At 70.9% G+C, this 24,477-nt stretch carries 21 protein-coding genes; 8 read left to right on the top strand and 13 right to left on the bottom strand.

The features are described from left to right. Nucleotides 1–657, bottom strand: coding sequence for a hypothetical protein (locus tag RAB70_RS06755; protein WP_148829395.1), 657 nt, complete (start codon nt 655–657; stop codon nt 1–3). A gap of 19 nt (nt 658–676) precedes the next feature. Further along, the gene (locus tag RAB70_RS06750; protein WP_167522089.1) at nt 677–1,093 is read right to left on the bottom strand and encodes a transposase; all 417 of its coding nucleotides are present in this window, start codon (nt 1,091–1,093) and stop codon (nt 677–679) included. 303 nt (nt 1,094–1,396) lie between these two features. Here RAB70_RS06750 and RAB70_RS06745 point away from each other — a divergent pair, with 303 nt between their 5' ends. Then, a complete protein-coding gene (locus RAB70_RS06745) occupies nt 1,397–2,005 on the top strand; it encodes an ECF-type sigma factor (protein WP_148829397.1) in 609 nt (202 codons plus the stop codon). Continuing rightward, on the top strand, nt 1,998–4,814 hold the full coding sequence (locus tag RAB70_RS06740; RefSeq protein WP_148829398.1) for a serine/threonine-protein kinase: 2,817 nt from the start codon (nt 1,998–2,000) through the stop codon (nt 4,812–4,814). The genes RAB70_RS06745 and RAB70_RS06740 overlap by 8 nt, the downstream gene beginning before the upstream one ends. A gap of 266 nt (nt 4,815–5,080) precedes the next feature. Here the strand turns inward: RAB70_RS06740 and rpoD are convergent, their stop codons facing one another. Further along, complete coding sequence (rpoD, locus tag RAB70_RS06735) at nt 5,081–6,943, bottom strand: RNA polymerase sigma factor RpoD (RefSeq protein ID WP_010340704.1); 1,863 nt, start codon at nt 6,941–6,943, stop codon at nt 5,081–5,083. Between the two features lie 114 nt (nt 6,944–7,057). Beyond that, on the bottom strand, nt 7,058–7,498 hold the full coding sequence (dtd, locus tag RAB70_RS06730; RefSeq protein WP_017911891.1) for a D-aminoacyl-tRNA deacylase: 441 nt from the start codon (nt 7,496–7,498) through the stop codon (nt 7,058–7,060). Between the two features lie 174 nt (nt 7,499–7,672). Between dtd and RAB70_RS06725 the strand changes: the two genes are divergently transcribed. Then, nucleotides 7,673–8,587: a lauroyl acyltransferase gene (locus RAB70_RS06725; RefSeq protein ID WP_148829399.1), complete on the top strand. Its 915-nt coding sequence runs from the start codon at nt 7,673–7,675 to the stop codon at nt 8,585–8,587. Nucleotides 8,588–8,623: 36 nt separating this feature from the next. Here the strand turns inward: RAB70_RS06725 and RAB70_RS06720 are convergent, their stop codons facing one another. Next, nucleotides 8,624–9,145, bottom strand: coding sequence for a GNAT family N-acetyltransferase (locus RAB70_RS06720; RefSeq protein WP_148829400.1), 522 nt, complete (start codon nt 9,143–9,145; stop codon nt 8,624–8,626). A gap of 280 nt (nt 9,146–9,425) precedes the next feature. Here RAB70_RS06720 and ribA point away from each other — a divergent pair, with 280 nt between their 5' ends. From ribA to RAB70_RS06705, 3 genes are all read left to right on the top strand, one after another. Then, a complete protein-coding gene (ribA, locus tag RAB70_RS06715) occupies nt 9,426–10,550 on the top strand; it encodes a GTP cyclohydrolase II RibA (RefSeq protein WP_148829401.1) in 1,125 nt (374 codons plus the stop codon). A gap of 150 nt (nt 10,551–10,700) precedes the next feature. Then, nucleotides 10,701–11,234, top strand: a complete 534-nt coding sequence (locus tag RAB70_RS06710; protein WP_225851677.1) for a PH domain-containing protein — start codon at nt 10,701–10,703, stop codon at nt 11,232–11,234. Continuing rightward, nucleotides 11,231–12,769 carry a PH domain-containing protein gene (locus RAB70_RS06705; protein WP_148830394.1) on the top strand — a complete coding sequence of 513 codons (1,539 nt, stop codon included), beginning with the start codon at nt 11,231–11,233 and terminating at the stop codon, nt 12,767–12,769. The genes RAB70_RS06710 and RAB70_RS06705 overlap by 4 nt, the downstream gene beginning before the upstream one ends. A 22-nt stretch (nt 12,770–12,791) precedes the next feature. On the opposite strand, the gene RAB70_RS06700 is transcribed toward RAB70_RS06705, so the two are convergent. The 8 genes from RAB70_RS06700 to def all read right to left on the bottom strand — a co-directional run bounded on the left by RAB70_RS06700 (nt 12,792) and on the right by def (nt 21,956). After that, the gene (locus RAB70_RS06700) at nt 12,792–13,829 is read right to left on the bottom strand and encodes a CDP-glycerol glycerophosphotransferase family protein (protein ID WP_148829199.1); all 1,038 of its coding nucleotides are present in this window, start codon (nt 13,827–13,829) and stop codon (nt 12,792–12,794) included. Further along, complete coding sequence (locus tag RAB70_RS06695; protein WP_148829200.1) at nt 13,829–14,662, bottom strand: glycosyltransferase family 2 protein; 834 nt, start codon at nt 14,660–14,662, stop codon at nt 13,829–13,831. The genes RAB70_RS06700 and RAB70_RS06695 overlap by 1 nt, the downstream gene beginning before the upstream one ends. Before the next feature lie 82 nt (nt 14,663–14,744). Continuing rightward, on the bottom strand, nt 14,745–16,019 hold the full coding sequence (locus RAB70_RS06690; protein WP_148829201.1) for an O-antigen ligase: 1,275 nt from the start codon (nt 16,017–16,019) through the stop codon (nt 14,745–14,747). Nucleotides 16,020–16,073: 54 nt separating this feature from the next. Next, the gene (locus RAB70_RS06685) at nt 16,074–17,108 is read right to left on the bottom strand and encodes a glycosyltransferase (protein ID WP_148829202.1); all 1,035 of its coding nucleotides are present in this window, start codon (nt 17,106–17,108) and stop codon (nt 16,074–16,076) included. A 70-nt stretch (nt 17,109–17,178) separates the two neighbouring features. Then, nucleotides 17,179–18,894, bottom strand: coding sequence for a glycosyltransferase family 39 protein (locus RAB70_RS06680; RefSeq protein ID WP_148829203.1), 1,716 nt, complete (start codon nt 18,892–18,894; stop codon nt 17,179–17,181). Nucleotides 18,895–18,919: 25 nt separating this feature from the next. Then, entirely contained in the window at nt 18,920–20,239 is a 1,320-nt protein-coding gene (gene rsmB, locus RAB70_RS06675; RefSeq protein ID WP_148829204.1) for a 16S rRNA (cytosine(967)-C(5))-methyltransferase RsmB, read from the bottom strand. Between the two features lie 171 nt (nt 20,240–20,410). Further along, nucleotides 20,411–21,334 carry a methionyl-tRNA formyltransferase gene (fmt, locus tag RAB70_RS06670; protein ID WP_148829205.1) on the bottom strand — a complete coding sequence of 308 codons (924 nt, stop codon included), beginning with the start codon at nt 21,332–21,334 and terminating at the stop codon, nt 20,411–20,413. A gap of 109 nt (nt 21,335–21,443) precedes the next feature. Next, nucleotides 21,444–21,956 (bottom strand): peptide deformylase, encoded by a 513-nt coding sequence (gene def / locus RAB70_RS06665; RefSeq protein ID WP_148829206.1) that lies wholly within the window; start codon nt 21,954–21,956, stop codon nt 21,444–21,446. Between the two features lie 138 nt (nt 21,957–22,094). Here def and RAB70_RS06660 point away from each other — a divergent pair, with 138 nt between their 5' ends. Both RAB70_RS06660 and dprA read left to right on the top strand, forming a co-directional pair. Beyond that, the gene (locus RAB70_RS06660; protein ID WP_148829207.1) at nt 22,095–23,228 is read left to right on the top strand and encodes a LysM peptidoglycan-binding domain-containing protein; all 1,134 of its coding nucleotides are present in this window, start codon (nt 22,095–22,097) and stop codon (nt 23,226–23,228) included. A 96-nt stretch (nt 23,229–23,324) separates the two neighbouring features. After that, nucleotides 23,325–24,464: a DNA-processing protein DprA gene (gene dprA, locus RAB70_RS06655; protein ID WP_192578953.1), complete on the top strand. Its 1,140-nt coding sequence runs from the start codon at nt 23,325–23,327 to the stop codon at nt 24,462–24,464. Nucleotides 24,465–24,477 lie beyond the last annotated feature (13 nt).

The following is a 24,477-nucleotide window of genomic DNA, read 5'->3' as shown; positions in this document are numbered from 1 at the left end:
TCAGCGTTCGCCGAGCGCCGCTCCCGGATCGCGCAGACGCAGCGCGACCTCGGCGAGCAGATCGGCCAGATCGTGCCTGGCCAGCTTCTGCGCGTCCAGGACCGTGCGCGTCTCGGCAAGCGCCTCGCGCACTCCGGCGATCGCCTCGTGCTGGATCTGGCGCAGATCGGCCAGCCCAGCACGGTGCCTCGCCTCGGCGGCGTCTGCATCGCGCTCGTGCCGCTGCAACGCCGCGGTGATCTCCGCGCGCCTGGCCCGCGCTGCCTGTTGCCAGCGCAACTGCATGTCGTCGATCGCATTGGCGCGGTTGTCGACCTCTTGGTGCAGTTGCGCCTGCATGCGCTCGTTCTGCGCGAGCAAGCGCGTTTCCAGTTCCAGCAGCTGCCGTTCGCCGCGCTGCGCGAGTGCGGTCAGTTCCTGCTGCAGATGCTGGCGCAGTTGCTCCAGCCGCGCGTCGAAGTCTCGTACCACACTGCCGAACATCAGTTCGCGCAATTGTTCCATGCGCGGATCGCCCGGCGCCGACGGAGAAGGATCCGTGCGTTCGGCCGGTGAAGCAGGGATGCTCTGGCCGGGAGCATCGGAGTCGGTTGGGGCGGGCGTCATGTACGTCTCTCGGTAAGGCGATGCCGGCTGTCGACAGCGCGAACGAAGCAAGGCAAACCTGGCGCAGCGCTCAGGCCGGGCCGCTGCATGCAGAACGCTCGGCTGGCGCTCGCGCTGCCGCACCTTCCAGACGCAGCAACAGATCGCGACGCTGCCGCCGGTCCAGGTAGGCAGCGACCAAGGCGGCGAGCGCGCCGCGCAGCGCCTGCTCCTGCAGCGCATCCTCGACCTGCCGCCACACACCCTCCTGCGCCCAACGCACGAAGCGTACGTATGCGCCGTGCCACCGTCCGAACGCATCCGGCGGCATGCGGTTCCAATGCAAACCCGTGTCCGCGACCCACAACACGGACTCGATGAAGCGCCGCGTATCACCGGCATGACGGGCACGGGCGCGACGCCGCCCAGGCAGCACGGCCGCGATCCGCTCCCAATCGTCCTCGGTCAGACGACGCGTGCATGCCCACTGCACGGGCAGATCCGACACGCCGGAAGTCGCTGTCTGCGCTGCCCCGCTCATGGACCCGGCACCCGCTTGCGGCCGCGAGCGGGCGCACTCGTCTGGCGCGAGCGACCGCCGCTGCAAGCGCATCGACCAAGCCGCACCCACCGATTTCGCCGCGTTACGTCCAAGACCGCCTCTCCCGTCGTCCGACTCTCCGACACCCATGTCTACGCCCCGCACAGTGGGTGGCGGGGTTGCTTACAAGGAATTCGTGCTTGATGTCAGAATGAGGACAGCGCATCTTATGAACACATTCACGAAGCGTGATGCCGTCTAGGGGGATCCATGCCCACATCTCACCTACCCCCCCACGACGACGCGATCACGCAGTTGCTGGAAAGTGCCCAGGCCGGCCAGGCCCACGCCTGGGACCGGATCTATGCCCTGCTCTACCAAGACCTGCACCGCATCGCCCGATCGCAGGCGCGGCGGCAACGCGACCTCGCCATGTCGCCGACTTCGCTGATCAGCGAAACCTGGCTACGCTTGGTCAACGCCGAGGTGGCCGCAGCGACTCGGTCGCACCTGCTGGCATTGCTGGCCCGCGCCATGCGCTTCGTCCTGGTGGACGAGGCGCGGCGCATGTTGACCGACAAACGTGGGCAGGGCCTGGTCCTGGTACCGCTGGACGCGCAACACGACGCCGCCGAGACGGCGCATGCGCCGGACTACATGCTCGCGCTGAATCAGGCCCTGGAAGCACTGGCCGCGCTCGATCCGCGGCTGGTCAAGGTGGTGGAACTGCGTTACTTCGGCGGGCTCAACGAAGCCGAGATCGCCGACCTGTTGCAGATCAACGAGCGAACGGTACGGCGCGACTGGCGCAAGGCGCGCGCCTACCTGTCCCACCACTTGAACGTCCAGGCGACAACGGAGCTGTCCCGCCATGCATGATCTGCAGGCCCGGTCGCTCGCCCTGTTCGACAGCCTCGTCGCGTTGCCGGCATCGCAGCGCACCGAGGCACTGGCCCGTCTGCGGACCGAACAGCCGGATCTATTTCCTTTGCTCGACGCATTGCTGGAGGCCGATGCGCGCAGTTCGCCGCTCGACCGGCCGGCACCATCGGCGCTCGCCGGCGACGCGGCCGACGCCGAGCCCGATCGACGCCTGCACCGCCAACTCGGCCCGTGGAAGATCGAACGGGTGCTCGGCGAAGGCGGCATGGGCACCGTCTACGAGGCCAAACGCAGCGACGGCCAGTACGAACATACCGTGGCGTTGAAATGCCTGCGCATGGCCGTCGCATCGCCAGCATTGGTCGAGGCCTTCCGCACCGAACGCAACACGCTGGCGCGGCTGGACCATCCCGGTATCGCTACCTTGCTCGACGGCGGAGTGGATGCCGACGGCCATCCTTGGTTCGCCATGCAGAAAGTCGACGGACAACCGATCGACCAGTGGTGCGACGCGCGACGGCTGTCGCCGCGCGCGCGGGTGCAACTGTTGCTGCAGGCGTGCGAGGCGGTCGCCTATGCGCATCGCCTCGGCGTTCTGCATCAGGACATCAAACCGTCGAACCTGTTGGTCGATGCCGAAGGCCGCCCACGCCTGTTGGATTTCGGGCTGGCACGGACCCTGCAGACCGAGCGCAGGCCGATCGCCATCAGTCACGGTTACACCGCACCGGAAGCCTTGCGCGAAGCGCGTCCGGCGCGCACGTTGGATATCTATGCGTTGGGCGTCGTGCTGTACCGCCTGCTGTGCGGCGCCGGCCCGGCACCGTTGCACGCACTCGGCACTCCTTCCCTGCCGACGCCCGCGGCGCCGCGCAACCCCAGTGCGCTGGCCGCCAGTGCGGACGCAGCGGTCGCGCAGGCGCGCGGGCTGCGCCATCCACGTGCGCTCGCTGCGGCGATCGGGAACGACATGGATCGGATCGCACTGCGCTGCGTGGCGATCCTGCCAGAGCAACGCTACGCCAGCGTCGAAGCGCTGCAAGCGGACCTGCAACGCTGGCTGGCGCATCGCCCGGTGACCGCCGCACCCGCCAGCCGCGCGCACCGCATCCGACTGTTCCTGCGCAGGAACGCGCTGGCCGCGACCCTGGGCGGCATCGCCGCTGCGGCGCTGCTGATCGGCGGTGCCGTCGCGACGCTGCAATTGCAGCGGGCACGGCAGGAGGTCCGCTCGGTCGCCGCACTGGATCGCCTGTTCGAGCGCACCCTTGGCAGCACCGCGCTCTCCGGATTGGGCGATACGCCGCTGACCCCGCAACGCCTGCTCGCCGACACCGAACGGCGCCTGCGCGATCCGGCGTTTCCGCACACCGCCACCAGCCGGGCCCTGGGCCTGGCCGCGCTGGCGCGCAGCTACAACGTCATCGGCAACGACGCGCATGCGGCGAGCCTGGCCGCCGAAGCCATCGCCTTGCGGCCGGACGACGCGCGCATCGCGGCGATCCTGTCGAGTCTGCAGAACCAGCAGGCCGACTATCCGCGCGCCGAGCGCACCGCATTGCGCGGCCTGCAGCAGGTGGACGCGACTGCCGAGCAGGACGCAGAGCGGCGGCGGCTGCGCGCCTCGTTGCTCGCCGAGCGTGCCCGCGCACGCTGGGGCCAGGCCGACCGGGACCAGGCCAATGCGCTGCTCGAACGGGCGCTGGCGCAACTGCCGGCTGGCGGCGCCGACACCACGCTGACGCACGCCGAACTGCTCACGCTGCGCGGCTATTGGCGCACCCAGGAATGCCGGTTGGCGGCTGCGGAGCAGGACCTGCGACAGGCGATCGGCATGAGCCAGCCGCTGGATCCGGCCGTCGCCGACGACGCTCGGCGCTACCTGGTGCGCACGCTCGGTCTGCAGGACCGAGCGAGCGAAGCTCACGCGCTGGCCACCGCATTGCTGGCCAGCCGGCGCCGCATGTACGGCGAAGACCATCCGCAGACCGCGCGGGCACTGGTGACCTACGCCGAGTCGCTCATCTACCAGTCGGACCTCAAGCAGGCGCTCGCCTACACCGACCAAGCGCGCGCCATTTTCCACGCCAGCGTCGGCGACGATCATCCCGACATGGCCGAGGCGTTGCGGTTTTCCTCCTACGCACGCACCGGCACCGGCGATGTGGCCGGCGCCATCGGCCAGGCGCGCGAAGCCCTGCGCATCCATCTGCGGGCGAACGGCCCGCACCATGAACTCACCCTCAAGTCCAAGAACAATCTGGCCGCCGAACTGATCTACTTCGGTCAGTTCGCGCCGGAAAAGCGAAAGGACTACAACGACGAAGCGCTGGCATTGTTCCGCGACGTCGTCGCCGAGGGAACGCGGCAGCGCCTGCCGATGCCAGGCATCCGCCTCAGCTACGCGTTCGGTCTGGTGGTCAGCGAGCATCCGCACGAGGCCGAGCAGCAACTGCTGCTGGCCAACCAGGAGATCGTCGCCCATCTGGGCCGGCAGCACAGCTATCTGTCGGCAACCCGGTACTCGCTGGGCCTGCTGTACGTGCAGTTGAACCGCGACGACGATGCCAAGCGCGTGTTTCAGGCGCTGGTCGACGACTTGGGCGACCCGGACAAGGCGTCGTACATGCGCACGATGAACGCCTTTGGGGCGCTGGATGGCCTGGGCGACATCGAACAGCGCAACGGCCGCCCAGACCAGGCGCAGGCCTACTGGCGACGCGCCGTGGCGCTGGGGTCGCGCATCTACGGCCCCCAGGGCAGCACGCTGCTCGAGGTGAAGCGGAAACTCGCCGCAGCGCGTTGAGGACGAGGGCTGGCCGCGCAGACCGCCTGCGCCTGTACGTCGACGCAGCGCATCGCGCTCAGGGGAATCGAACCAAGCCGACCACCAGGCAACCTGAGCCGGCGTGGCATCATGGCAGGCCCAGTGACGTCGGTATTCGGACATCTGCTGATCTGGCACTTACCGGCGACGACGACCACGCCTTCCCCGCCACGACCGAATCGCGCGAAACAACGAAAAAGCCCCGCACATGGCGGGGCTCTGTCGTGACCGCGAACCGCGCGCGATCAGTCGATGTCGAGGAAGCTGCGCAGCTGTTCCGAACGGCTCGGGTGACGCAACTTGCGCAGCGCCTTGGCCTCTATCTGGCGGATGCGCTCGCGGGTCACGTCGAACTGCTTGCCGACTTCCTCGAGGGTGTGGTCGGTGTTCATGTCGATGCCGAAGCGCATGCGCAGCACCTTGGCTTCGCGCGGGGTCAGCCCGGCGAGCACGTCGCGCACGGTCTCGGACAGGTTGATGTTGGTGGTGTTCTCGATCGGGGACTCCACGTTGGTGTCCTCGATGAAGTCGCCCAGATGCGAATCCTCGTCGTCGCCGATCGGGGTTTCCATCGAGATCGGCTCCTTGGCGATCTTCATCACCTTGCGGATCTTGTCCTCGGGCATGTCCATTTCCTTGGCCAGCTCCTCCGGGGTGGCCTCGCGGCCGTACTGCTGGAGCATCTGCCGGGAAATGCGGTTCAACTTGTTGATCGTCTCGATCATGTGCACCGGGATGCGGATGGTGCGCGCCTGGTCGGCGATCGAGCGGGTGATCGCCTGGCGGATCCACCAGGTGGCATAGGTCGAGAACTTGTAGCCGCGGCGGTACTCGAACTTGTCCACCGCCTTCATCAGGCCGATGTTGCCTTCCTGGATCAGGTCGAGGAACTGCAGGCCGCGGTTGGTGTACTTCTTGGCGATGGAGATCACCAGACGCAGGTTGGCCTCGACCATTTCCTTCTTGGCCTTGCGCGCCTTGGCCTCGCCGTAGGCCATGGCCCGGCTGATTTCCTTCAGCTCGGCCAGGCTCAGGTAGGTGGCCTGCTCGACCGCCACGGTGGCCTCCTGCTCGGCGATGATCTGGTCCTTGACGTCGCGCAGCGCCGACGACCACTTCTGCTTGCGCTTGAGCGCGTCGTCGACCCAGGCCACGTTGGTCTGGTTGCCTTCCCAGGAACGGATGAAGTCCTTGCGCGGCATGCGTGCCACGTGGGTGGCCAGGTGCAGCACGCGGCGCTCGTGGTCCTTGACCTGGGCCATGGTGTCGCGCAGCTTGCGCACCAGCACGTCGGTCAGCGGCAGCGGCAGCTTCAGGGTGACGAACACCTCGGCGATGTCGTTGCGCAGCTTGGTGACCAGCTTGTGCTCGGCGCCGTTCTTGGCGTGGGCCTTCTTGAACTTGGCGTATTCGGTGGCCAGCACTTCCATGCGCCGCGCGACCTCGGCCGGATCCGGACCGGTCGGGCCGGCATCCTCTTCGGCGGTGTCGACGTCTTCGTCGTCATCCTCGTCGGCATCGGCATCGGTGGCGCTGTCGTCGTCGGACACCGCGACCGGCGGCGCCGGCTCTTCCTCGATCAGGTCGTTGAAGCCGACCACGATCTCGGCCAGGCGCTTCTTGCCTTCCTTGTGCTGTTCGTAGTCCTCGAGCAGGGTCTCCACCGCCAGCGGGAACGCGCCCAGCGCGGCCTGCACCTGGCCGAGACCTTCCTCGATGCGCTTGGCGATGGCGATCTCGCCTTCACGGGTCAGCAGTTCTACTGTGCCCATCTCGCGCATGTACATGCGCACCGGGTCGGTGGTGCGACCACCCTCGGTGTCGAGCGCGGTCAGCGCCGCGGCGGCTTCTTCGGCCGCGGTATCGTCGACTTCGCGGTTGCCGGTGTTGCCGTCGTTGAGCAACAGGGTTTCGGCATCGGGCGCAACTTCATGGACATCGATGCCCATGCCGTTGATCATGCCGATGATGTCTTCGATCTGTTCGGGGTCGACCAGATCGTCGGGAAGATGGTCGTTGACTTCCGCGTAGGTCAGATAGCCCTGTTCCAGGCCCTTGCTGATCAGTTGCTTGATGTCGGATTGCTGGGCAGGACGTTCGTTGGCCATGAGTGCTCGCGCCACCGGCAGGTAGGTGAATGAGTGAACCTAGCATTATAACAGCCCGGACCGCCGCTTGCCGGACGAGGAGCCTGAACGGCTCCGCCAGGAACGCGCCGGCGTCTACGGCCGGAGCAGGAAAGTGACCGGGCCGTCGTTGACCAGGCTGACGACCATATGGGCACCGAAGCGGCCGGTTTCCACCCCTGGCGGGTGCTGCGCGCGGCACACCTCCACCAATCGGTTGAAGCCGCGTTCAGCCTCGGCCGGCGGCGCCGCGGTGGTGAAACTGGGCCGCATCCCCGAGCGCGTGTCGGCGGCCAGGGTGAACTGACTGACCAGCAGCAGGCCGCCGCCGGTGTCGCGCAACGAGCGGTTCATGCGCCCGCTGTCGTCGGAGAACACCCGGTAGCCGAGCAGGCGCTCGGCCATGCGTTGCAACTTGGCCTCGTCGTCGCCCGGCTCCACCGCCACCAACGCCAGCAGGCCGGGCCCGATCTGGCCCACGACCTCGCCATCGACGCTGACCGAGGCCTGGGTGACGCGTTGGATCAACGAGAGCATAGGGTGGGAATTGGGGATTGGGGATTCGTTACTGGCCGCACCGCGACGAACGGTTGCGATCGTGCGGCATCATCGCCGAATGGGCGAGATTGAGAAAGCGACAGCGCACGCGGCCGACGCGACCCGCGATGCCGGTCGGGCGGGCTAGATGCGCCAAGCGGATAAACTGGGCCGATGAAACCCGCCACGCTCGCTTCCCTGCTGTACCGCTGCGCCGCCGCCGTGGCACGCCTGCCGTGGCCGTGGCTGCGCCGCCTGGCCGACGGCCTGGCCGGGCTGTGGCTGCGCCTGGATGCGCGCGAGAGCCGGGTGGTCCGGCGCAACCTGGAGCTGGCCTATCCGGAGCTGCTGCCCAGCGAGCGCGTGGCCCTGCAGCGCGACGTGCTGCGCTCGACCGCGCGGCAAGCGTTCGAGACCCTGGCGCTGTGGACCCGGCCGCCGGAACAGAACCTGGCGCGGCTGCGCCTGCGCCACGGGCAGGAGCTGTACGACGCGGCGCTGGCCGCCGGCCGCGGAGTGATCGTGGCCGCACCGCATTTCGGCAACTGGGAGTTGCTCAACCAGTGGCTGGCCTCGCGCGGCGACATCGCCATCGTCTACCGCGCGCCGGAGTCGGCCGTGGGCGACGCCTTCCTGCAGTTGGTGCGCAGCGGCGAGCGGGTGCGCCAGGTACGCGCCGAGGGTCCGGCGGTGCGGCAGTTGTTCAAGACGCTCAAGGACGGCGGCGCGGTCGGCATCCTGCCCGACCAGCAGCCCAAGGCCGGCGATGGCGTGTTCGCACCGTTCTTCGGCATGCCGGCGCTGACCATGACCCTGGTCAACCGCCTGGCCGAGCGCACCGGCGCGACCGTGCTGTTCGCCTGGTGCGAGCGCGTCGGCAACGACCTGGAGTTCGCCCTGCACGTGCAGCCGGCGCCGCCGGACATCGCCGATGCCGACCCGCTGCGCGCGGCCACCGCGCTCAATGCGGGCGTGGAGCGGGTGGCGCGGCGCGACCCGGCGCAGTATCAGTGGACCTACAAGCGCTACACCCTGCGCCCGGACCCGGCCGAGCCCAATCCCTACGCCACTGAGCGCCATCCGCACTAAGAGCGACTGAGGCGCTCGCCCCTGACAAAGCCCGCGCTAATCGTCGTGCGGCTGCGCCGGGCCGGCGAGGATGCGCTGGTAGAACGCCAGGTCCAGCCAGCGCCCGAACTTGAAGCCGGCCTCGCGCACGGTGCCCGCATGCACGAAGCCCAGTTGCTCGTGCAGGGCGATGCTGCCGGCATTGCTGGCGTCGATGCCGCCGACCAGCACGTGCACGCCGCGCGCCTCCGCAGTCTCGATCAGCGCCTGCAACAAGCGCCGCCCCGCGCCACGGCCGCGATGGTCGCGGTGCACGTAGACCGAGTGCTCGACGCTGTACTTGAACGCCGGCCAGGCGCGGAAGGTGCCGTAGCTGGCGAAACCGAGCAGGGTGCCGTCGGCGTCCTCCAGGCCCAGCACCGGGAAGTTGCCGGCGCGCTTGGTCGCAAACCACGCCGCCATGCTCTCCGGCGGGCGCGGCCGGTAGTCGTACAGCGCGGTGGAATGGGCGATGGCGTCGTTGAAGATCTCCAGGATCGCCATCGCGTGGCGCGGTTCGGTGCAATCGACGAGCTGCATGCGGGGGCCGGAGCGGACGCGGTGCCGCACAGTAGCAAGCAACCGGCGGCACGTGCACACCCACCCAGCGCCGGTGCGTTGCCGCAGCCGCCGATTTGGTTGCATCGGCGGCGCGCGCGAGCGGGCACAGTGCGTTCCATCGCCTGCAGGCTGGCGCGTCCGGCAAAGCGCGCGACAATGGCGCCGGGCGCCATGCGCCTGCCGGCGCCGCGCCGGTGCCGCCGCGACCGGATGCGGCAGCCTTGAAGCGGCGCCGCCGATCCCCCATCTGGAGTCGTGCATGACCAGCCCCACCGCCCCTTCCGCGCACGCCTTCGGCGATCCTGCCGCGATCCGCAGCGAACGCGCGGCATCGGAGTTGCGTGCCGGGCGCCCGGTCCTGCTCGAAGACGGCAACGGCCGCACCCGCGCGGTGATGGCGCTGGACAGCAGTACCGAACCGTCCTACCTCGGTTTCGCCGAGGCCACCGGGCAGCGGCACTACCTGTTCGTGACGCCGCCGCGGGCGCAAGTGCTGGGCCTGGATGCGCCGCAGGGCGCGCGCATCGCCCTGGCCGGGCACTCCTACGACGCGCTGGCGGCGCTGGCCTACCTGCGCGACGGCCCGGTGCCCGCGCACTGGCTGCCCGGCGACGCGCTGGATGCCGGCGCCGCCGAGATCGCGCGCCTGGGCCTGCTGCTGCCGGCGATGGTCGCGGCGGACCTGGGCGCGGACAGCAGCGCCTTCCAGGGCTGCCAGTCGCTGCGCCTGGACGACCTGGAACACGGCTGCGCCCTCGCCGCCTCCGACAGCTACACCCTGGTCACCCGCACCCAGGTGCCGCTGCGCGACCTGGGTCCCGGCGAATTCGTGGTGTTCCGCGGCGGCGTGGCGCAGCGCGACCAGGTCGCGATCGTGATCGGCCAGCCCGACCTGAGCGCGCCGGTCCCGGTGCGCGTGCATTCCTCCTGCCTCACCGGCGACCTGTTCGGCTCGCTCAAGTGCGACTGCGGCGACCAGTTGCGGCACGGCCTGGCCAAGCTCAAGGCGCTGGGCGGCGGCGTGCTGCTGTACCTGGACCAGGAAGGCCGCGGCACCGGCATCGCCACCAAGATGCGCGCCTACGGCTACCAGCACGACGGCCTGGACACCATCGACGCCGACGCGCAACTGGGCTTCGGCGCCGACGAGCGCCGCTACGGCAGCGCCGTGGCGATGCTGCGCGGGCTCGGCATCGGCCGCGTGCGCCTGCTCACCAACAATCCGAACAAGGCCGAGCGCCTGCGCGCGGCTGGCATCGAGGTGACCGAGCGCATCCCGGTCACCGGCACCATCACCGCCGAGAACGAGGGCTACCTGCGCACCAAGGCCACCCGCGCCGGCCACGCGCTGGACGTGGACGCGCTGCTGCGCGCGGCGCGCTGAACCACCGGCGCAGGTCGGCCCCACACCGCCTGCGCGGATCGGGACGGAAACCGGGCGGCGGGCAGCGCACGCCCGCCGTCGCCGCGTTAGGATCGCAGGCCACGCCGCGCGCCCGCGCCCCGAGACCCCGACGTGATCGCACCGCCGCCCATGGACGACACCCCCGCCGCGCCCAGCGCTTTCGCCGCCTCCCCGGCGCCCGCGGACTGGCCGCCGGCCGACTGGCAACCGGTGCCGTTGCGCGGCGCCTGGCTGGCCGCGCTCGGCGGCGGCTGCATGCTCGGGCTGAGCCTGGTGGTCGCCGCCGGCATCGTCGGCCTCAGCCTGCACAGCCTGCATGCGCTGGCCCTGGGCGCGGTGGCGGCGGCGGTGGGCAGCCTGTGCGGCGCCTGGGTCGGCTTCGTCCGCCACCGGCGCATCCGCTGGCGGCTGAATGCCCAGGGCCTGGACGTGTTCCGCGGGCGCCTGTGGCAGAGCGAGACGCACGTCCCGATCTCGCGCGTGCAGCACCTGGACCTGCGCCGCGGCCCGCTGGAACGCGCCCTGCGCCTGGCCACCCTGGTCGTGCACACCGCCGGCACCCGCCATACCGCGGTCGCCGTGCCCGGTCTGGATCAGGCCGACGCCGAACGCCTGCGCGAGCGCCTGGCGCACCAGCTCGACCACGACGACGACGCGCTGTGAGCGGCCTGGCCGACGCTGAACACACCACGCCGGTGCGGCGCCTGCATCCGTGGTCGTGGCTGTTCGTGCTGCTGCAGCACCTCAGGCACTTCCTGCTGCCGTTGCTGGCGCTGCTGGTGTTCGGCAGCCGCGACGGCCACCGCGATCACGCCGATCACCTGGTGATGCTGGCGGTGTGCAGCGGGCTGGTGGCGGTGTCGCTGCTGCGCTATCTCACCTACCAGTACCGCATCGGCCACGACAGCCTGAGCATCCGCAGCGGCTGGCTGGAACGCAGCCTGCGCGAGATCCCGTTCGCGCGCATCCACAACGTGGTGGTGCACCAGTCGCTGCTGCATCGGCTGTTCGGCGTGGCCGAGGTGCGGCTGGAGTCGGCCGGCGGCACCAAGCCCGAGGCGCAGATGCGGGTGCTGCGGCTGGACCAGGCGCTGGCGCTGGAACAGCAGATCCGCCACCGCGCACCCGCCGCCGACACGATCGCCGCGACCGATGCCGACGCTGCACCCGCTGCCGCGCCGGACAGCGAACTGCTGCTGGCGCTGCCCACCACCGAGGTGCTGCGCCAGGGGCTGATCTCCAACCGCGGCATGGTGGTGCTGCTCACCGCGTTCGGCGCCACCTACCACCTGTTCCCCGAGCGCATGATCTCCAACGCGATCGAGCACTACGGGCGGCAACTGTTCGGCTACGCCACGCACCTGCAACTGGGCTGGATGGCGGGCGCGGTGACCTTCGCCATGATGCTGGCGACGCTGTTGCTGCTGATGCGCGCCTTGTCGATGGGGCTGGCGCTGGTGCAGTACCACGGCTTCCGGCTGAGCGAGAGCGAGCGCCGGCTGACCGTGGAGCGCGGCCTGCTGACGCGGTTGCGCAGCAGCGTGGCGCGGCGCCGGATCCAGGCCTGGACCCTGCACGAGAGCGTGCTGCAGCGGTTGCTGCGACGGCGCAGCCTGCACATCGACACGGCGGTGATCCAGTCGCACCACGGGCACGGGCACGACCACGCGCTGACGGAACTGGCGCCATTGGCCACGCCGGCCGCCTGCGATGCGCTGCTGCAGCGGCTGCTGCCGCAGATCGCCTGGCCGCCGGCGCACTGGCACGGCATCGCCACGCGCTACTGGTGGCGCCTGTCGCTGCCGGCGCTGCTGCTGGTGCCGCTGCTGTGCGCGGGGCTGTGGCCCACCCTCGGCGCCTGGGCCGCGCTGCTGCTGTTGTGGCTGCCGTGGTCGGCGTTCAAGTCCTGGCGCCAGGCGCAGCGCATGGGCTACGCGCTGGATGCGCGCTACGTGGCGGTGCGCGGCGGCTGGTGGCGGCGCTGGTGGCGGCTGGCCGAACTGGACAAGCTGCAGACGCTGCACCTGAGCCGTTCGCCGCTGGACCGCTGCTGCGGCACCGCGACCCTGTGGCTGGACACCGCCGGCGCCCGCCACGGCGAACCGCCGCTGCGCATGCGGCTACTGCCGGACGCGCAGGCGCGGGCACTGTACGAGCAACTGGGCACAGCGCTGGCGCAGCGACGGCTGCGCTGGTGAACGCGCGCGGCGGCGCTGCGCGTCAGCGACGCGCGCCGCGTCCCCAGTAGCCGATGCGGCGGCGGATCTTCAGCTTGCGCCACAGGTTCAGCGGCTTGCGCCGCGGGTTGCGCGCACCCTCGGCGACGAACTCGTCGATCGCTTGCAGCACGCGCTCGCTGGACTGGCCGTCGCGGTAGGGATGCAGGCCATCGGCGAATTCGCGGATCGCCGCCATCAGTTCCGGCGGCCGCTGCAGCGCGCGGCGGATCGCCGGTTCGAACTGCGCCGGATCGTCGATGTCGATCAACTGCGGCCCCGGACGCCGGTTCTTGAAGGTCACCACCGGCTTGTAGGTGAGCAGGAACTCGTTGAGCGCGGACGAGGTGTCCGAGCACATCATGTCCACCTGCGGGAACAGCTCCAGGATGTTGTCGTTGTCGGCGAAGTGCAGGTACTCGCTCTCCAGCGCGCGGTAACGGGCGACCATCGCCGGGTCCATCTTCGGATGGAAGGTGACGATCCAGCGCCATTCGCCGCTGCGCGAGAGCCGCGCGACCTCGTCGTAGAGGATGCCGGCCGCGCTCCACGACGGCGAGAACGTGGAGTGGTACAGGATCACCGGCGGCTGCCGCACCGGCGCCAGCTCCGCGCCGATCTCGCGCATGAACGGGTCGATCTTGGGGAAGCCGGTCTCCTTGACCGCGAAGTGGCCGAGCTTGCGCGCCAGCGCGCCGAACGCGGCGGTGTCGCGCGGGCCGGTGGTGCAGTACAGGTCGAAGAAGCCGCGCACGTAGATGTGCCGCGGCTTGCCGGCATCGAAGCCGTGGAAGGTCTCGACCTTCACCCCGGGGAAGAAATGCGGCACCGCGTTGCTGGAGGTGATCACCGCGTACGGATTCCACGCCAGCACCTCTTCCACCGTCGCCAGATGGCGCTCGTCGGCGCTCAGATCCTCGGCGCCGGGGCCGTCGAAGAACCATGCCGCCTCGTCGCCGCGCGCGCGGATCGCCGCCTGCAGCGGGCGCAGGATCGCCAGCGCATAGCGCTCGGACCCGTACAGCAGATAGTGCTTGCTCATCAGTGCTCCAGATCGTGCCGTTGCAGTTGCGCCCGTGCCTGCTCCACCGAGGCCGGGTTGATCTGCATCTCGTAGTAGCGCATGCGCTTGTACAGCGCGTAGCTGGCCGCGGTCTGCGCCACCACGAAGCCGCGCCAGCCGTCGAGGAAGGCCAGCCGCAGCAGATAGTCCTTGAGGAAGGCGCCGGCGAACACGAACGGGCTCTGCCACATTCTCACCGGCTTGCGCTTGTCGCGCCAGCCGAGCGCCTTGAGTTCGGCGTAGCGCAGCACCTTGAGCTGCTTGTGCACCAGCGTCGGGTTGTGCAGGTGGTTGAACGGCGGCGCGAACGTGGCGCTGGCGCCGTCGAAGCGCAGCGATTCGTGCACCCGCGCATCGCTCCAGCGCGCGCGGCCGCGGTGGTACAGCCGCGCCAGGCGCTCGCCGACCATCGGTTTGTACCAGCGCATCGGCGCGCCCATGTACCAGGTGCTGCGGCGCAGCCACACCGCGTCCACGCGGTCCTCGGCGAGCAGTTGCGGCAGCCGCGCCTGGCATTCGGCGCGCAACGCGTCGGACAGGAATTCGTCCGCGTCCAGCACCAGGATCCAGTCGTGCGCGGCCTGGGTGGAGGCGAAGTTGCGCTGCGGGCCGAAGCCCAGCCAGGCCTGCTCGACCACGCGCGCGCCGTGCGCGCGGGCGATCGCCACGGTGTCGTCGGTGCTGCCGCAGTCCACCACCAGCTTGTCGGCGGCGAACGGCACGCTGTCCAGGCAGCGCGCGATGTTGGCGGCCTCGTTGTAGGTCATCACCACCAGGCTCAGCGGCAGGGTGGCGGCGGCAGCGTCGGCCATGGCGCGCGGTATCCGGAAGTCAGGCGCGGTGCCGGCGGTCGGCGCCAGGCGCCGCGCCGCCCGGCGATGCGGGATCGGCAGTCTACCGGCTTCGCGCGGCGCCTTCAGCGCCCTGTGCCGGCACCGCCTCGCGCGCCGCCAGCCCGATCAACACGCCCACCAGCGCCACGTAGAAGCCGGTGCTCACCTGGTGCGCGAACATCGACTGGGTCATGCCGCACAGGATGTAGGCCGCCACCACCATGATCCCGGCTGCCGCCGCGCCGTGGAAATGCGGCTGCGGCCGGCGCCGGTACAGGCGCAGCAGCAGCCACAGCGGCACGCCGTACACCATCAGGATCAGCACGGTGCCGGGCAGGCCCTGGGTCGCGCTCCACTCGGCCAGGTCGTTGTGCGCATGGCCCAGGTGGCAGCGCTCGACGAAGCCCTTGCGGCAGTCCGGCAGGCGCAGCATGGCATTGTCGAAGCGGCCCACGCCGACCCCGACCACGGGGTGTTCGACGAAGGTCGCCGCCGCCACCTGCAGGCGTTCGATGCGCGCGCCGGCCGAGGAATCGCTGTCGCCGCGCTCGTAGCGCTGCACGTCGTGATGCAGTTCGGCTAGGCGGGTCTGCTTGGTCAGCGCCGGCACGCTCAGTACCAGCACCGCCGCCAGCGCGGTGCACGCGCCCAGGATCATCAGCCGCGTCGCGCTGTCGCGCCAGCGCAGGCACAGTGCGCTGACCACCAGCAGCAACAGCACGCCCAGCCACACGCCGCGGCTGCCGCTGAGCAGGATGACGATGCCGCCGGCCACCACCGCGGCCACGGCCCACGGCCACTGCCCGCGCGGCCGGCAGAACACCGCCAGCACCATCAGCATCAGCACCACGTCGGCCAGCACGATGGCGTTGGTCCAGCCCTCGGCACGCGGCTGGCCCTGCAGTACCTGCACGCTGGCCAGCACCAGGGCGGCGAGGATGCCGAGCAGCGCGCCCCACCACAGCAGGCGCTGCGGCGGCCGCAGGGCGTAGGTCCACAGCGCCGCCCACGGCAGCACCAGGAAGCGGGTGCGGTTGTCGATGTCCTTCAGCGGCTGGCCGAAGTACAGCACCGAGCACAACGACAGCCCGATCACCAGCACCGCCAGGATCCACAGCCAGCGCAGCGACGGCTGCATCGGCGCCACCGCCTGGCGCAGCCGCGGCAGGGCCAGCAGGCTGGTCGCCAGCAGCAGCAGGCCGAACGGCAGCAGGCCGCTGGGGATGCTGATCACCAGCGCCGGCAGGCACAGCAGCGCGAGCGCCGCGCCGCGCTCGGCCAGGGACTGGCGCGAGAACGCGGAAACGGCATGGCGTGGCGCGATCGGCTGGGACATCAAGGAGGGAAGACCGTGGAGAGGGGGTGGTCGGCGATGATCCGGGGCGCTTCCCTAACCCGGCCTGACCTGCTCGCGATCGGCGCCATGGCTGGCCGGCACGGCGGGCGGCGGCGTTTCCCCGAGCAGATCGGCCACCGCCGCGCGCAGGCGCTCGCCGAACTCGCGCCGGCGCGTCTCGAAGAAGCCGCGCGCGGCCGTGCCCAGGGCGTCGCACTGCATCGGCGACAGCGCCAGCGCCTGCCTCATCGCCTGCTCGAGGCCGGCGGCCTCGATCCGGTAGCGCACGCCGAAATTGTCCGGCCCCTCGCCGACCGGATCGATCAGCACGCCGCGCTCGGCGCTCACCAGTTCGTTCATCGGCGCGCCGTTGGTGGTGATCACCACCGCGCCCACGCTCAGCGCTTCCATGATGTAGTGGCCGAAGCCCTCCACCTCGGAGGGGCAAAGGTGGAAGCGGTGCGCGTTCTGCAGCCGCCGCAGTTCCTGCTGGTCGAGGTAGCCGGTCAGGTAGTCGATGTTCTCGGCCTCGATCGGGTGGGACTTCTTCGCGCTCTGCACCACCGTCAGCCGCGGCCACTCGGGGTGCCGCGCCCAGGTCTGCAGCAGCAGCGCCGTGCCCTTGGCCGAACTGCGCCCGGCCACATGCAGGCAGGCGCGTTCGCGCGGGACCTCAGGACGGTAGCAATCGTCGCTGCAAAAGCCGATGAAGGCGGTCGGCGCCATCGTGGAGAACCGCTGCTCGGCCTGGCGGGTCTTGCACAGCACCTGGGCGAAGCGCGGCAGGCAGCGCAGCCACTTGTGCCGGAACCACTCCGGGTTGGGGATCAGGGCATTGCGCAAGCCGCTGCCCAGGCAGCGCGGATACACCCGCTCCAGGAAGATCTGCAGGTCGGCACGCCCGAACAGCAGGCTGCGCAGGAACAGGCGCAGTTCGCGCAGCCGATTGGCCATGCGCACGGTGCCGAAGCCCAGCACCTCCACGCGGTAGCGGCCGGTCTCGCGCAGCAGGTCGGCGACCACCTGCAGGTCGCGGCTGAGGCCGCCGCCGTTGTCGCGGCTGATGACCCGGATCAGGCGTGGCGGCACGCGCGTCTCCCTGCCCGCGCAGCGCGCCGGGCGCCAGCGGCACCACGCCGCCGCAACGCGCGGAGGCGGCTCATTCGAAGCGGTCCTTGTCCTGCTCGCGCAGGCGGTCGCGGTCGTCCTGGGTGACCACGCAGTGGCCGTGTATCGCACTGGCCGGGACCAGCCACCAGTCGCGCCGGTTGGACACGCCGGCCAGGGTGCTGGCGTTGCGGTCCACACAGCCCAGCATCGCCGCCTCCTGCACCAGCAGCCAGCGCCGCTGCGGCGCCTGCGCCTGCCAGGCGATGCCGCGGCGCAGTTGTTCGTCCCAGGGCACCACGAAGCCGAAGGTCGTCGCCGGGCGGTCGGCCATCAGCAGGTTCTGCTCCTTCCAGGCGACCAGGCCGAGTTCGGCCTCCGGGCCGATGCGGCGCCCCACCGACTCCATCACCCCGCGCGCCGAGCTGGACATGTTGATCAGCGGGTACACCAACAAGCCTGCCATCACCCAGACCATGGTCAGGGTCGAGACCGTCGCCAGTTCCGGGCGGCGCCGCGCGAATGCGGCCAGGCTGGCCACGCCCCACAGGCCGATCGCCAGCAGGATCCAGGCCAGCACCTGCACGGTCGCCAGATCGATGCCGCGGTCTTCCATCATCTTCGCGCGGAAGCCGTGCCCCAGCAGGATCGCCGCGCCCACGCCGCCGAGCGCCAGCGTCAGCAGCGCGGTGAACGCGAGCAGCAGGCGCTTGACCCCGGGCTTGCGCAACAGCCCTGGAATGAGCGGCCCCATCGCCAGGCATAGCATCGGCAGCGCCGGCAGCACGTAGACGTCGCGCTTGCCGGTCGGGATCGAGAAGAACAGCACCACCAGCGCCCACCAGGCCAGCGGCAGCAGGTAGCGCGCGTCGCGCCGACGCAGGCGCCGCGCCCAGGCGGGGATCGCCCACGGCAGCGCCAGCAGCACCGGCAGCCACATGCTCGGCATCACCCCGAAGAAGTACAGCGGCCCGTGCGCGTGGTCCCAGGACTTGGCGTAACGGCCGGCGGTCTGCCGGAACAGGATGTCGTTGAGGTAGGCGCGGTACTCGGGGGCGTTGCTCGACAGCGCGGTGGCGACCATCGGCACCAGCCAGATCGACACCGCCGCCAGGAACGCCAGCGGCCCCAGCCAGAAGCGCGGATCGCGCAGGCCGACCCGCACCCCGCGCCAGTGCGCCAGCGACGCCGCCGCGGCCGGCAGCAGCATCAGCAGCGCCAGCACGCCCACGCCCTTGGTGATGGTGCCCAGCCCCGCGGCGAACCAGCCCAGCGCCCACAACCGCCAGTCCGGCCCGCGCAACAGGTGGCGCAGCAGCGCGTAGTTGGCCAGGGTGATGAAGAACACCACCAACGGGTCGATCTGCGCCTTCTTCGCCTGGTAGGTGAAGTGGAAGGCGAACAGCAGCGCGTAGGCCGCGTACATGCCGACGCGGCGCGTCCACAGGCGCCGGCCGAGGTCGTAGACGCAGGCCAGCGTGCCCAGCCCGGCCAGCAGCGACGGCAGCAGGAAGGCCACCCGCCAGTTGCCGAACAGCGTGTAGAAGCTGGCCTGCAGCCACATCAGCATCGGCGGCTTGTCCGAGTACAGCTCGTTGCCGCGGTGCGGGAACAGCCAGTTGCCGCTCTCCACCATCTGCTTGGCGACCAGTGCGAAACGCGGCTCGTCGGCCGGGTGCGGATCGCGCAGGCCCAGGCCGGCGCCGAGCACCAGCACGGCCAGGATGGCCAACAACCAGAACTCTCGGGAGGCGCGGGTCTTCAGCATGGGACGCGATGATACCGGGGCCGGTTCATGCCGTCTTGCGGAACCTTGCGTAGTAGAAACCGTCGCAGTACTGCTCGCCGGGGAAGCGCTGGCGGCCACCGCCGGAAGCATGCCCGCAGCCCGCGCCCGGATCCTCCAGCGCAGCACCGGGCTGCCGCGCCAGCAACGCCTGCACCTGCCGCGCGTTCTCGTCCTGCAGCAGCGAGCAGGTCGCGTAGACCAGCACACCGCCCGGCCGCAGCACCTGCCAGGCGGCGTCGAGCAGGCGCACCTGCAGCGCCTGCAGCGCGATCACGTCCTCGCGGCGGCGATGCAGCAGCACGTCCGGCTGGCGGCGCACGATGCCGGTGGCCGAACACGGCGCGTCGAGCAGCACCGCGTCGAACGGCACACCGTCCCACCAGTCCTGCGGCTGCGCCGCGTCGGCGACCTGCAGCTGCGCCTGCGCACCGGCGCCGGTGCGCGCGAAGGTCTCGCCGACCCGCGCCAGGCGCCGCGCATCCACGTCCAGCGCAGTCAGGCGCAGACTGGGATCGCGTTCGAGCAGGTGCGCGGATTTGCCGCCGGGCGCCGCGCAGGCGTCGAGCACGCGCGCACCGGGCGCCGGCGCCAGCACGTCGGCGACCTGTTGCGCCGCGCCGTCCTGCACCGACACGCGCCCGTCGGCGAAGCCCGGCAGGGCGCCCACCGCCAGCGGCGTCTCCAGGCGGATCGCATCGGCCAGCAGCGGCGAGGCCTGCGCGGCGATGCCGGCCGCGGCCAGCTCCTGCAGATAGGCGTCGCGGGTACCGCGCTGGCGGTTGACCCGCAGCCACAGCGGCGCCGGCTGCTGGCTGGCGGCGAAGATCGCCTCGGCCTGCTGCGGCCAGTCGGCGCGCAGCGCGTCGCGCAGCCACAGCGGCCAGCCCGCGTCGGCGGCCACCGCCGGCAGCCCGTCGCGCAGCGCGCGCCGCAGCAGCGCGTTGACCAGCCCGGCCTGGCGCGGCCGATCCAGCGCGCGCGTCGCCTCCACCGTCGCCGACAGCGCCGCATGCGGCGCCAGGCCCAGCGCATCGAGCTGGGCGAAACCGGCCAGCAGCAGGCCGCGCAGTTCGGCGTCGCGCTGCGGCAACTGCTTCTGCAGCCACATCCGCAGCGCCGCTTCGTAGGCCGAGCGACGGCGCAGCACGGCGAAGCAGATCGCCTCCACCAGCGCGCGGTCGCGCGGATCCGGCAGCGTCGGCAACGCGGCGGCCAGTTCGGCCTTGAGCGAGCGGCCGCGGTCGATCACCGCGGTCAGCACGCGGGCGGCAAGCACCCGCGGGGCCACGCCCGGCGGCCACGCAGCGGCGGGCGTCGCGGTCATCGGCGGGCGCTCCGGGAGGTGTCAGGCTCTAGCGCGCATGCCGTGTCGTGGTTGCGCGTGCGGATGATGGGAGTGCGCGACGCAGTGGACGCCCGCCCGCGCCGCAGCGCGCAGGCGGCCACAGCCGCGCTTGCCAGGCCCAACGCGGCGTACGCAGGCATGGTCGACGCCTCAGGCCAGGACCGGCAGGTCGCGCCGTGCGTTGAGGTAGTCGGCGGCGGTGATCGCCTTGCCGCCGTCGCGCTGCAGCACGCGCAGGCGCAGCGCGCCCTGGCCGCAGGCGATGTCGATGCCCTGCTTGGACGCGGTCAGCACCGTGCCCGGCTGCTGCGCGTGGGCCAGGTCCAGCGCGATCGCACCGTGCACCCGCACCCGCTCGCCGGCCAGCACCGCCTCGGCGACCGGCCACGGATCGAAGGCGCGCACCTGCCGCGCCAGCTGCGCCGCCGGCTGCTGCCAGTCCAACCGCGCCTGCGCCTTGTCCAGCTTGTGCGCGTAGGTGACGCCGGCCTCCGGCTGCGGCTGGGCCACCGGACGCAGGCCGGCGCGCAGCAGGCCCAGGCCGTCGGCCAGCACCTGCGCGCCGAGCGCGGCCAGGCGGTCGTGCAACTGCCCGCCGGTCTCGTCGGCACCGATCGGGGTCCGCTGCGACAACAGCACCGGGCCGGTATCCAGACCCGCTTCCATCTGCATCAGGCACACCCCGGTCTCGCTGTCGCCGGCTTCGATCGCGCGCTGGATCGGCGCGGCGCCACGCCAGCGCGGCAGCAGCGAGGCATGCACGTTCCAGCAGCCATGGGTCGGAATCGCCAGCACCGCCTTGGGCAGGATCAGTCCGTAGGCCACCACCACGATCAGGTCCGGCTGCAGCGCGCGCAGCGCCTGCAGCGTTTCCGGCGCGCGCAGCGTCTGCGGCTGCAGCACCGGGATGCCGCGCGCCACCGCCTCCAGCTTGACCGGCGACGGGGTCAGCCCGCGGCCGCGCCCGGCGGGCCGGTCCGGCTGGGTGTAGACCGCGACCACTTCATGGCGCTGCGCAGCCGCGCGCAACGACGGCACGGCGAAGTCCGGCGTACCGGCGAAGACGAGTTTCATGGAGGCTGGGAACCGGGAATGGGGAATGGAGAATGGGAAAAGCGCGAACCCGGAAAGGCCACGGGTACCGCACTTACGATTCCCGTTTCTCCATTCCCGGTTCCCCGCTTCAAGCCACGTGCTTGCGCGCCTTGGCCAGCTTCTTGCGCACCATTTCGCGCTTGAGCGGGGACAGGTAGTCGACGAACAGCTTGCCGTCGAGGTGGTCCATCTCGTGCTGCACGCACACCGCCAGCAGGCCGTCGGTGCTCAGTTCCTGCGGCTGGCCCTGGCGGTCCAGGTAGCGCACGGTGATGGCGTCGGCGCGGGTCACGTCGGCGTAGATGCCGGGGATCGACAGGCAGCCTTCCTGGTACACCTGTTCGCCGTCGCGCTGCACGATCTGCGGGTTGATGAACACCTGCGGGGCGTTCTTCTCCTCGCTGACGTCGATGACCATGAAGCGCTTGTGCACGTCGACCTGGCTGGCGGCCAGGCCGATGCCGGGCGCGTCGTACATGGTCTCGAACATGTCGTCGAGCAGGCGTTGGAAGGCTGCGGAGGTGACCTCGGCGGCGTCGACCGGCACCGCCTTGGTACGCAGGCGCGGATCGGGGAATTCGAGAATGGGGAGCAGGGCCATAGCGGTACCCAAGATGGGGGCGCCGGACGATTCGGCAAGACCTGCGGATTCTACCCGTTTCTGCGCCCGCCGCTTGCGCCCGCACCAGGGTTCTGCACTATAGTGCGCGAACCTGTTGGGGAATCAGGCTCCGCGCTCATGTTCAATCGACTCCGTACGGTCGTCGCCGTGGCGATGCTCACCGTGGCGACCTACGCTGCTTCCGCCAGCATGGCCGCCGAACACCCCGACACCTACGTGGTGCGCAAGGGCGATACGCTGTGGGACATCGCCGGGCGCTTCCTCGGCAAGCCCTGGCTGTGGCCGGAAATCTGGCAGGCCAATCCGCAGGTGCACAACCCGCACCTGATCTACCCCGGCGACGTGCTCAGCCTGGCCTACCTGGACCGGGTGGCGCATGCCGAGGTCAAGCCGGGCCCGCGCCAGGACGCGCCGATCGACGCGATCCCGCTGGCGCAGGTGGAGCCGTTCCTGAAGAACCTGCGCGTGGTCGACCGCATCGACAACCTGCCCTACGTGGTCGGCACCGAAGACAACAGGCTGCGCGCCACCGACGGGCAACTGGTCTACGCGGTCGGCCTCGGCCAGGCCCAGGCCGGCCAGCGCTACGCCGTGGTCCGCCCGACCGTGCGCTACCTGCTGCCCAAGCTCAGCGACGACCTCGACGCCGAAGGCCGCAGCATCCCCGGCAGCGGCAACCTGTGGCAGACCTTCGTGCCGCCGGACAAGCGCCGCGAGACCCTCGGCTACGAACTGGCCCAGGTCAACATCGGCACCGTCGCCCGCGTGTCCGCCGACGGCCGCCAGGCCACCGGCCTGCTGCTGCAGGACAACGGCCGCGAAGTGCGCGCCGGCGACCGCCTGATTCCGGTCGAGGCGCAGCCCTACGACCTGCAGTTCGTGCCGCATCCGCCGTCCGAGCAGGCGATGGCCGCCGGCCTGCGCGTACTGGCGGTGGCCGACGCGTTCAGCGCGGCCGGCCCGCGCGACGTGATCGCCATCTCCGGCGGCCGCCGCGAAGGCATCGACAACGGCACCGTGGTGTCGCTGTGGCGCCATGGCACCCGGGTCAACGACCGCGTGCGTCACCCCAATACCTCTCGCGCCGACGACGGCTTCACCGGCGGTAGCGGCACCGTGGCGCTGCCGGACGAGTACGCCGCGCACGCGATGGTGTTCCGCACCTTCGACAAGGTCAGCTACGCGCTGGTGATGGACGGCATCAAGCCGACCCGGATCGGCTACGACGTCAAGCACCCGGACGCGCGCTGACCCGCGGCTGGGGACTCCCCCTACAGCGATTGCAGACGGCGCCCGAGGGCGCCGTCCGCGTCTGCGGCCTAGGCTGGGCGCATGTCCAGTCCGGCCATCGCCCCTACCCACGCACCCACCGATCCGGCCCTGCTGCACCTGTCGCTGGCCGGCGGCGCCAGCGCCCCACGCCGACGACTGCTGGAGCAACACGGCAGCCCGGCCGCGGCGCTGGCCGCCGGTCCCGCCGGCTGGCAGGCCGCCGGCCTGGATGCGGCGCAGATCGCCGCGCTGCAGCGGCCCGACCGCGCCGCGCTGGACACCGCCGAGCACTGGCTGGCGCAACCAGGTCGGCACCTGCTGGGCTGCCACGATGCCGACTACCCGGCCCTGTTGCGGCGCACGCCCAATCCGCCACTGGCGCTGTACGTGGACGGCGATCCCACGGTGCTGTGGCATCCGGCCGTGGCCGTGGTCGGCAGCCGCGCCCCCAGCGCCGGCGGCCGCGACAACGCCTACGGCTTCGCCCTGGCCCTGGCCGCGGCCGGCTTTGCGGTGACCAGCGGCATGGCCAGCGGCGTGGATGCCGCCGCGCATCGGGCCGCGCTGTCGCGCGCGGACGGGCTGACCGTGGCGGTGGTCGGCACCGGCCCCGACCTGGCCTACCCGCGCCAGCATGCCGCTCTGCACCGCCAGATCGCCGAACGCGGCGCGGTGGTCAGCGAGCACCCGCCCGGCACGCCGGCGCGGGCGGGGCACTTCCCGGCGCGCAACCGGATCATCGCCGGGCTGAGCCTGGCGACCCTGGTGATCGAGGCGGCCACCCGCTCCGGCGCGCTGATCACCGCGCGGCTGGCCGCCGAGGCCGGGCGCGAGGTCTTCGCCTTGCCCGGCTCGATCCACAATCCGCTGGCGCGCGGCTGCCATCGGCTGATCCGCGACGGCGCCGGGCTGGTGGAAAGCGCCGAGGAGGTGCTGGCCGGGGTCGCGCCCCTGGCCGCCGAACTGGCCGACGCCTTGCGCGGGCGCCTGAACGCCCCCACACAGGGAGCCAGCACCGCGCGCGCGGCCACACCGGCCTTCCCCCACCCCGACTACCAGCGCTTGTGGCAGGCGCTGGGCCACGACCCCATCTGTATGGATTCAGTGATCGCACGCAGCGGATTGACGGCCGCAGCGGCGTCCTCCATGCTGCTGGCCATGGAACTGGATGGCTACGTGGCGGTCGAACGCGGTCGTTACACCCGCAAACCCTAGTTTCTTCACCTCC

This window comes from Xanthomonas sontii, from assembly GCF_040529055.1.
In the GTDB taxonomy this organism is placed as follows: domain Bacteria; phylum Pseudomonadota; class Gammaproteobacteria; order Xanthomonadales; family Xanthomonadaceae; genus Xanthomonas_A; species Xanthomonas_A sontii.
Note: the sequence above shows the minus strand (reverse complement) of the source record. Positions and strands in the feature narration are given on the sequence as shown.

Coding starts and splice junctions, on each gene's coding strand:
- RAB70_RS06745 (WP_148829397.1), top strand. CDS start 1,397: ATGCCCACATCTCACCTACCCCCCCACGACGACGCGATCACGCAGTTG.
- RAB70_RS06740 (WP_148829398.1), top strand. CDS start 1,998: ATGCATGATCTGCAGGCCCGGTCGCTCGCCCTGTTCGACAGCCTCGTC.
- rpoD (WP_010340704.1), bottom strand. CDS start 6,943: ATGGCCAACGAACGTCCTGCCCAGCAATCCGACATCAAGCAACTGATC.
- dtd (WP_017911891.1), bottom strand. CDS start 7,498: ATGCTCTCGTTGATCCAACGCGTCACCCAGGCCTCGGTCAGCGTCGAT.
- RAB70_RS06725 (WP_148829399.1), top strand. CDS start 7,673: ATGAAACCCGCCACGCTCGCTTCCCTGCTGTACCGCTGCGCCGCCGCC.
- RAB70_RS06720 (WP_148829400.1), bottom strand. CDS start 9,145: ATGCAGCTCGTCGATTGCACCGAACCGCGCCACGCGATGGCGATCCTG.
- ribA (WP_148829401.1), top strand. CDS start 9,426: ATGACCAGCCCCACCGCCCCTTCCGCGCACGCCTTCGGCGATCCTGCC.
- RAB70_RS06710 (WP_225851677.1), top strand. CDS start 10,701: ATGGACGACACCCCCGCCGCGCCCAGCGCTTTCGCCGCCTCCCCGGCG.
- RAB70_RS06700 (WP_148829199.1), bottom strand. CDS start 13,829: ATGAGCAAGCACTATCTGCTGTACGGGTCCGAGCGCTATGCGCTGGCG.
- RAB70_RS06695 (WP_148829200.1), bottom strand. CDS start 14,662: ATGGCCGACGCTGCCGCCGCCACCCTGCCGCTGAGCCTGGTGGTGATG.
- RAB70_RS06690 (WP_148829201.1), bottom strand. CDS start 16,019: ATGTCCCAGCCGATCGCGCCACGCCATGCCGTTTCCGCGTTCTCGCGC.
- RAB70_RS06680 (WP_148829203.1), bottom strand. CDS start 18,894: ATGCTGAAGACCCGCGCCTCCCGAGAGTTCTGGTTGTTGGCCATCCTG.
- rsmB (WP_148829204.1), bottom strand. CDS start 20,239: ATGACCGCGACGCCCGCCGCTGCGTGGCCGCCGGGCGTGGCCCCGCGG.
- fmt (WP_148829205.1), bottom strand. CDS start 21,334: ATGAAACTCGTCTTCGCCGGTACGCCGGACTTCGCCGTGCCGTCGTTG.
- def (WP_148829206.1), bottom strand. CDS start 21,956: ATGGCCCTGCTCCCCATTCTCGAATTCCCCGATCCGCGCCTGCGTACC.
- RAB70_RS06660 (WP_148829207.1), top strand. CDS start 22,095: ATGTTCAATCGACTCCGTACGGTCGTCGCCGTGGCGATGCTCACCGTG.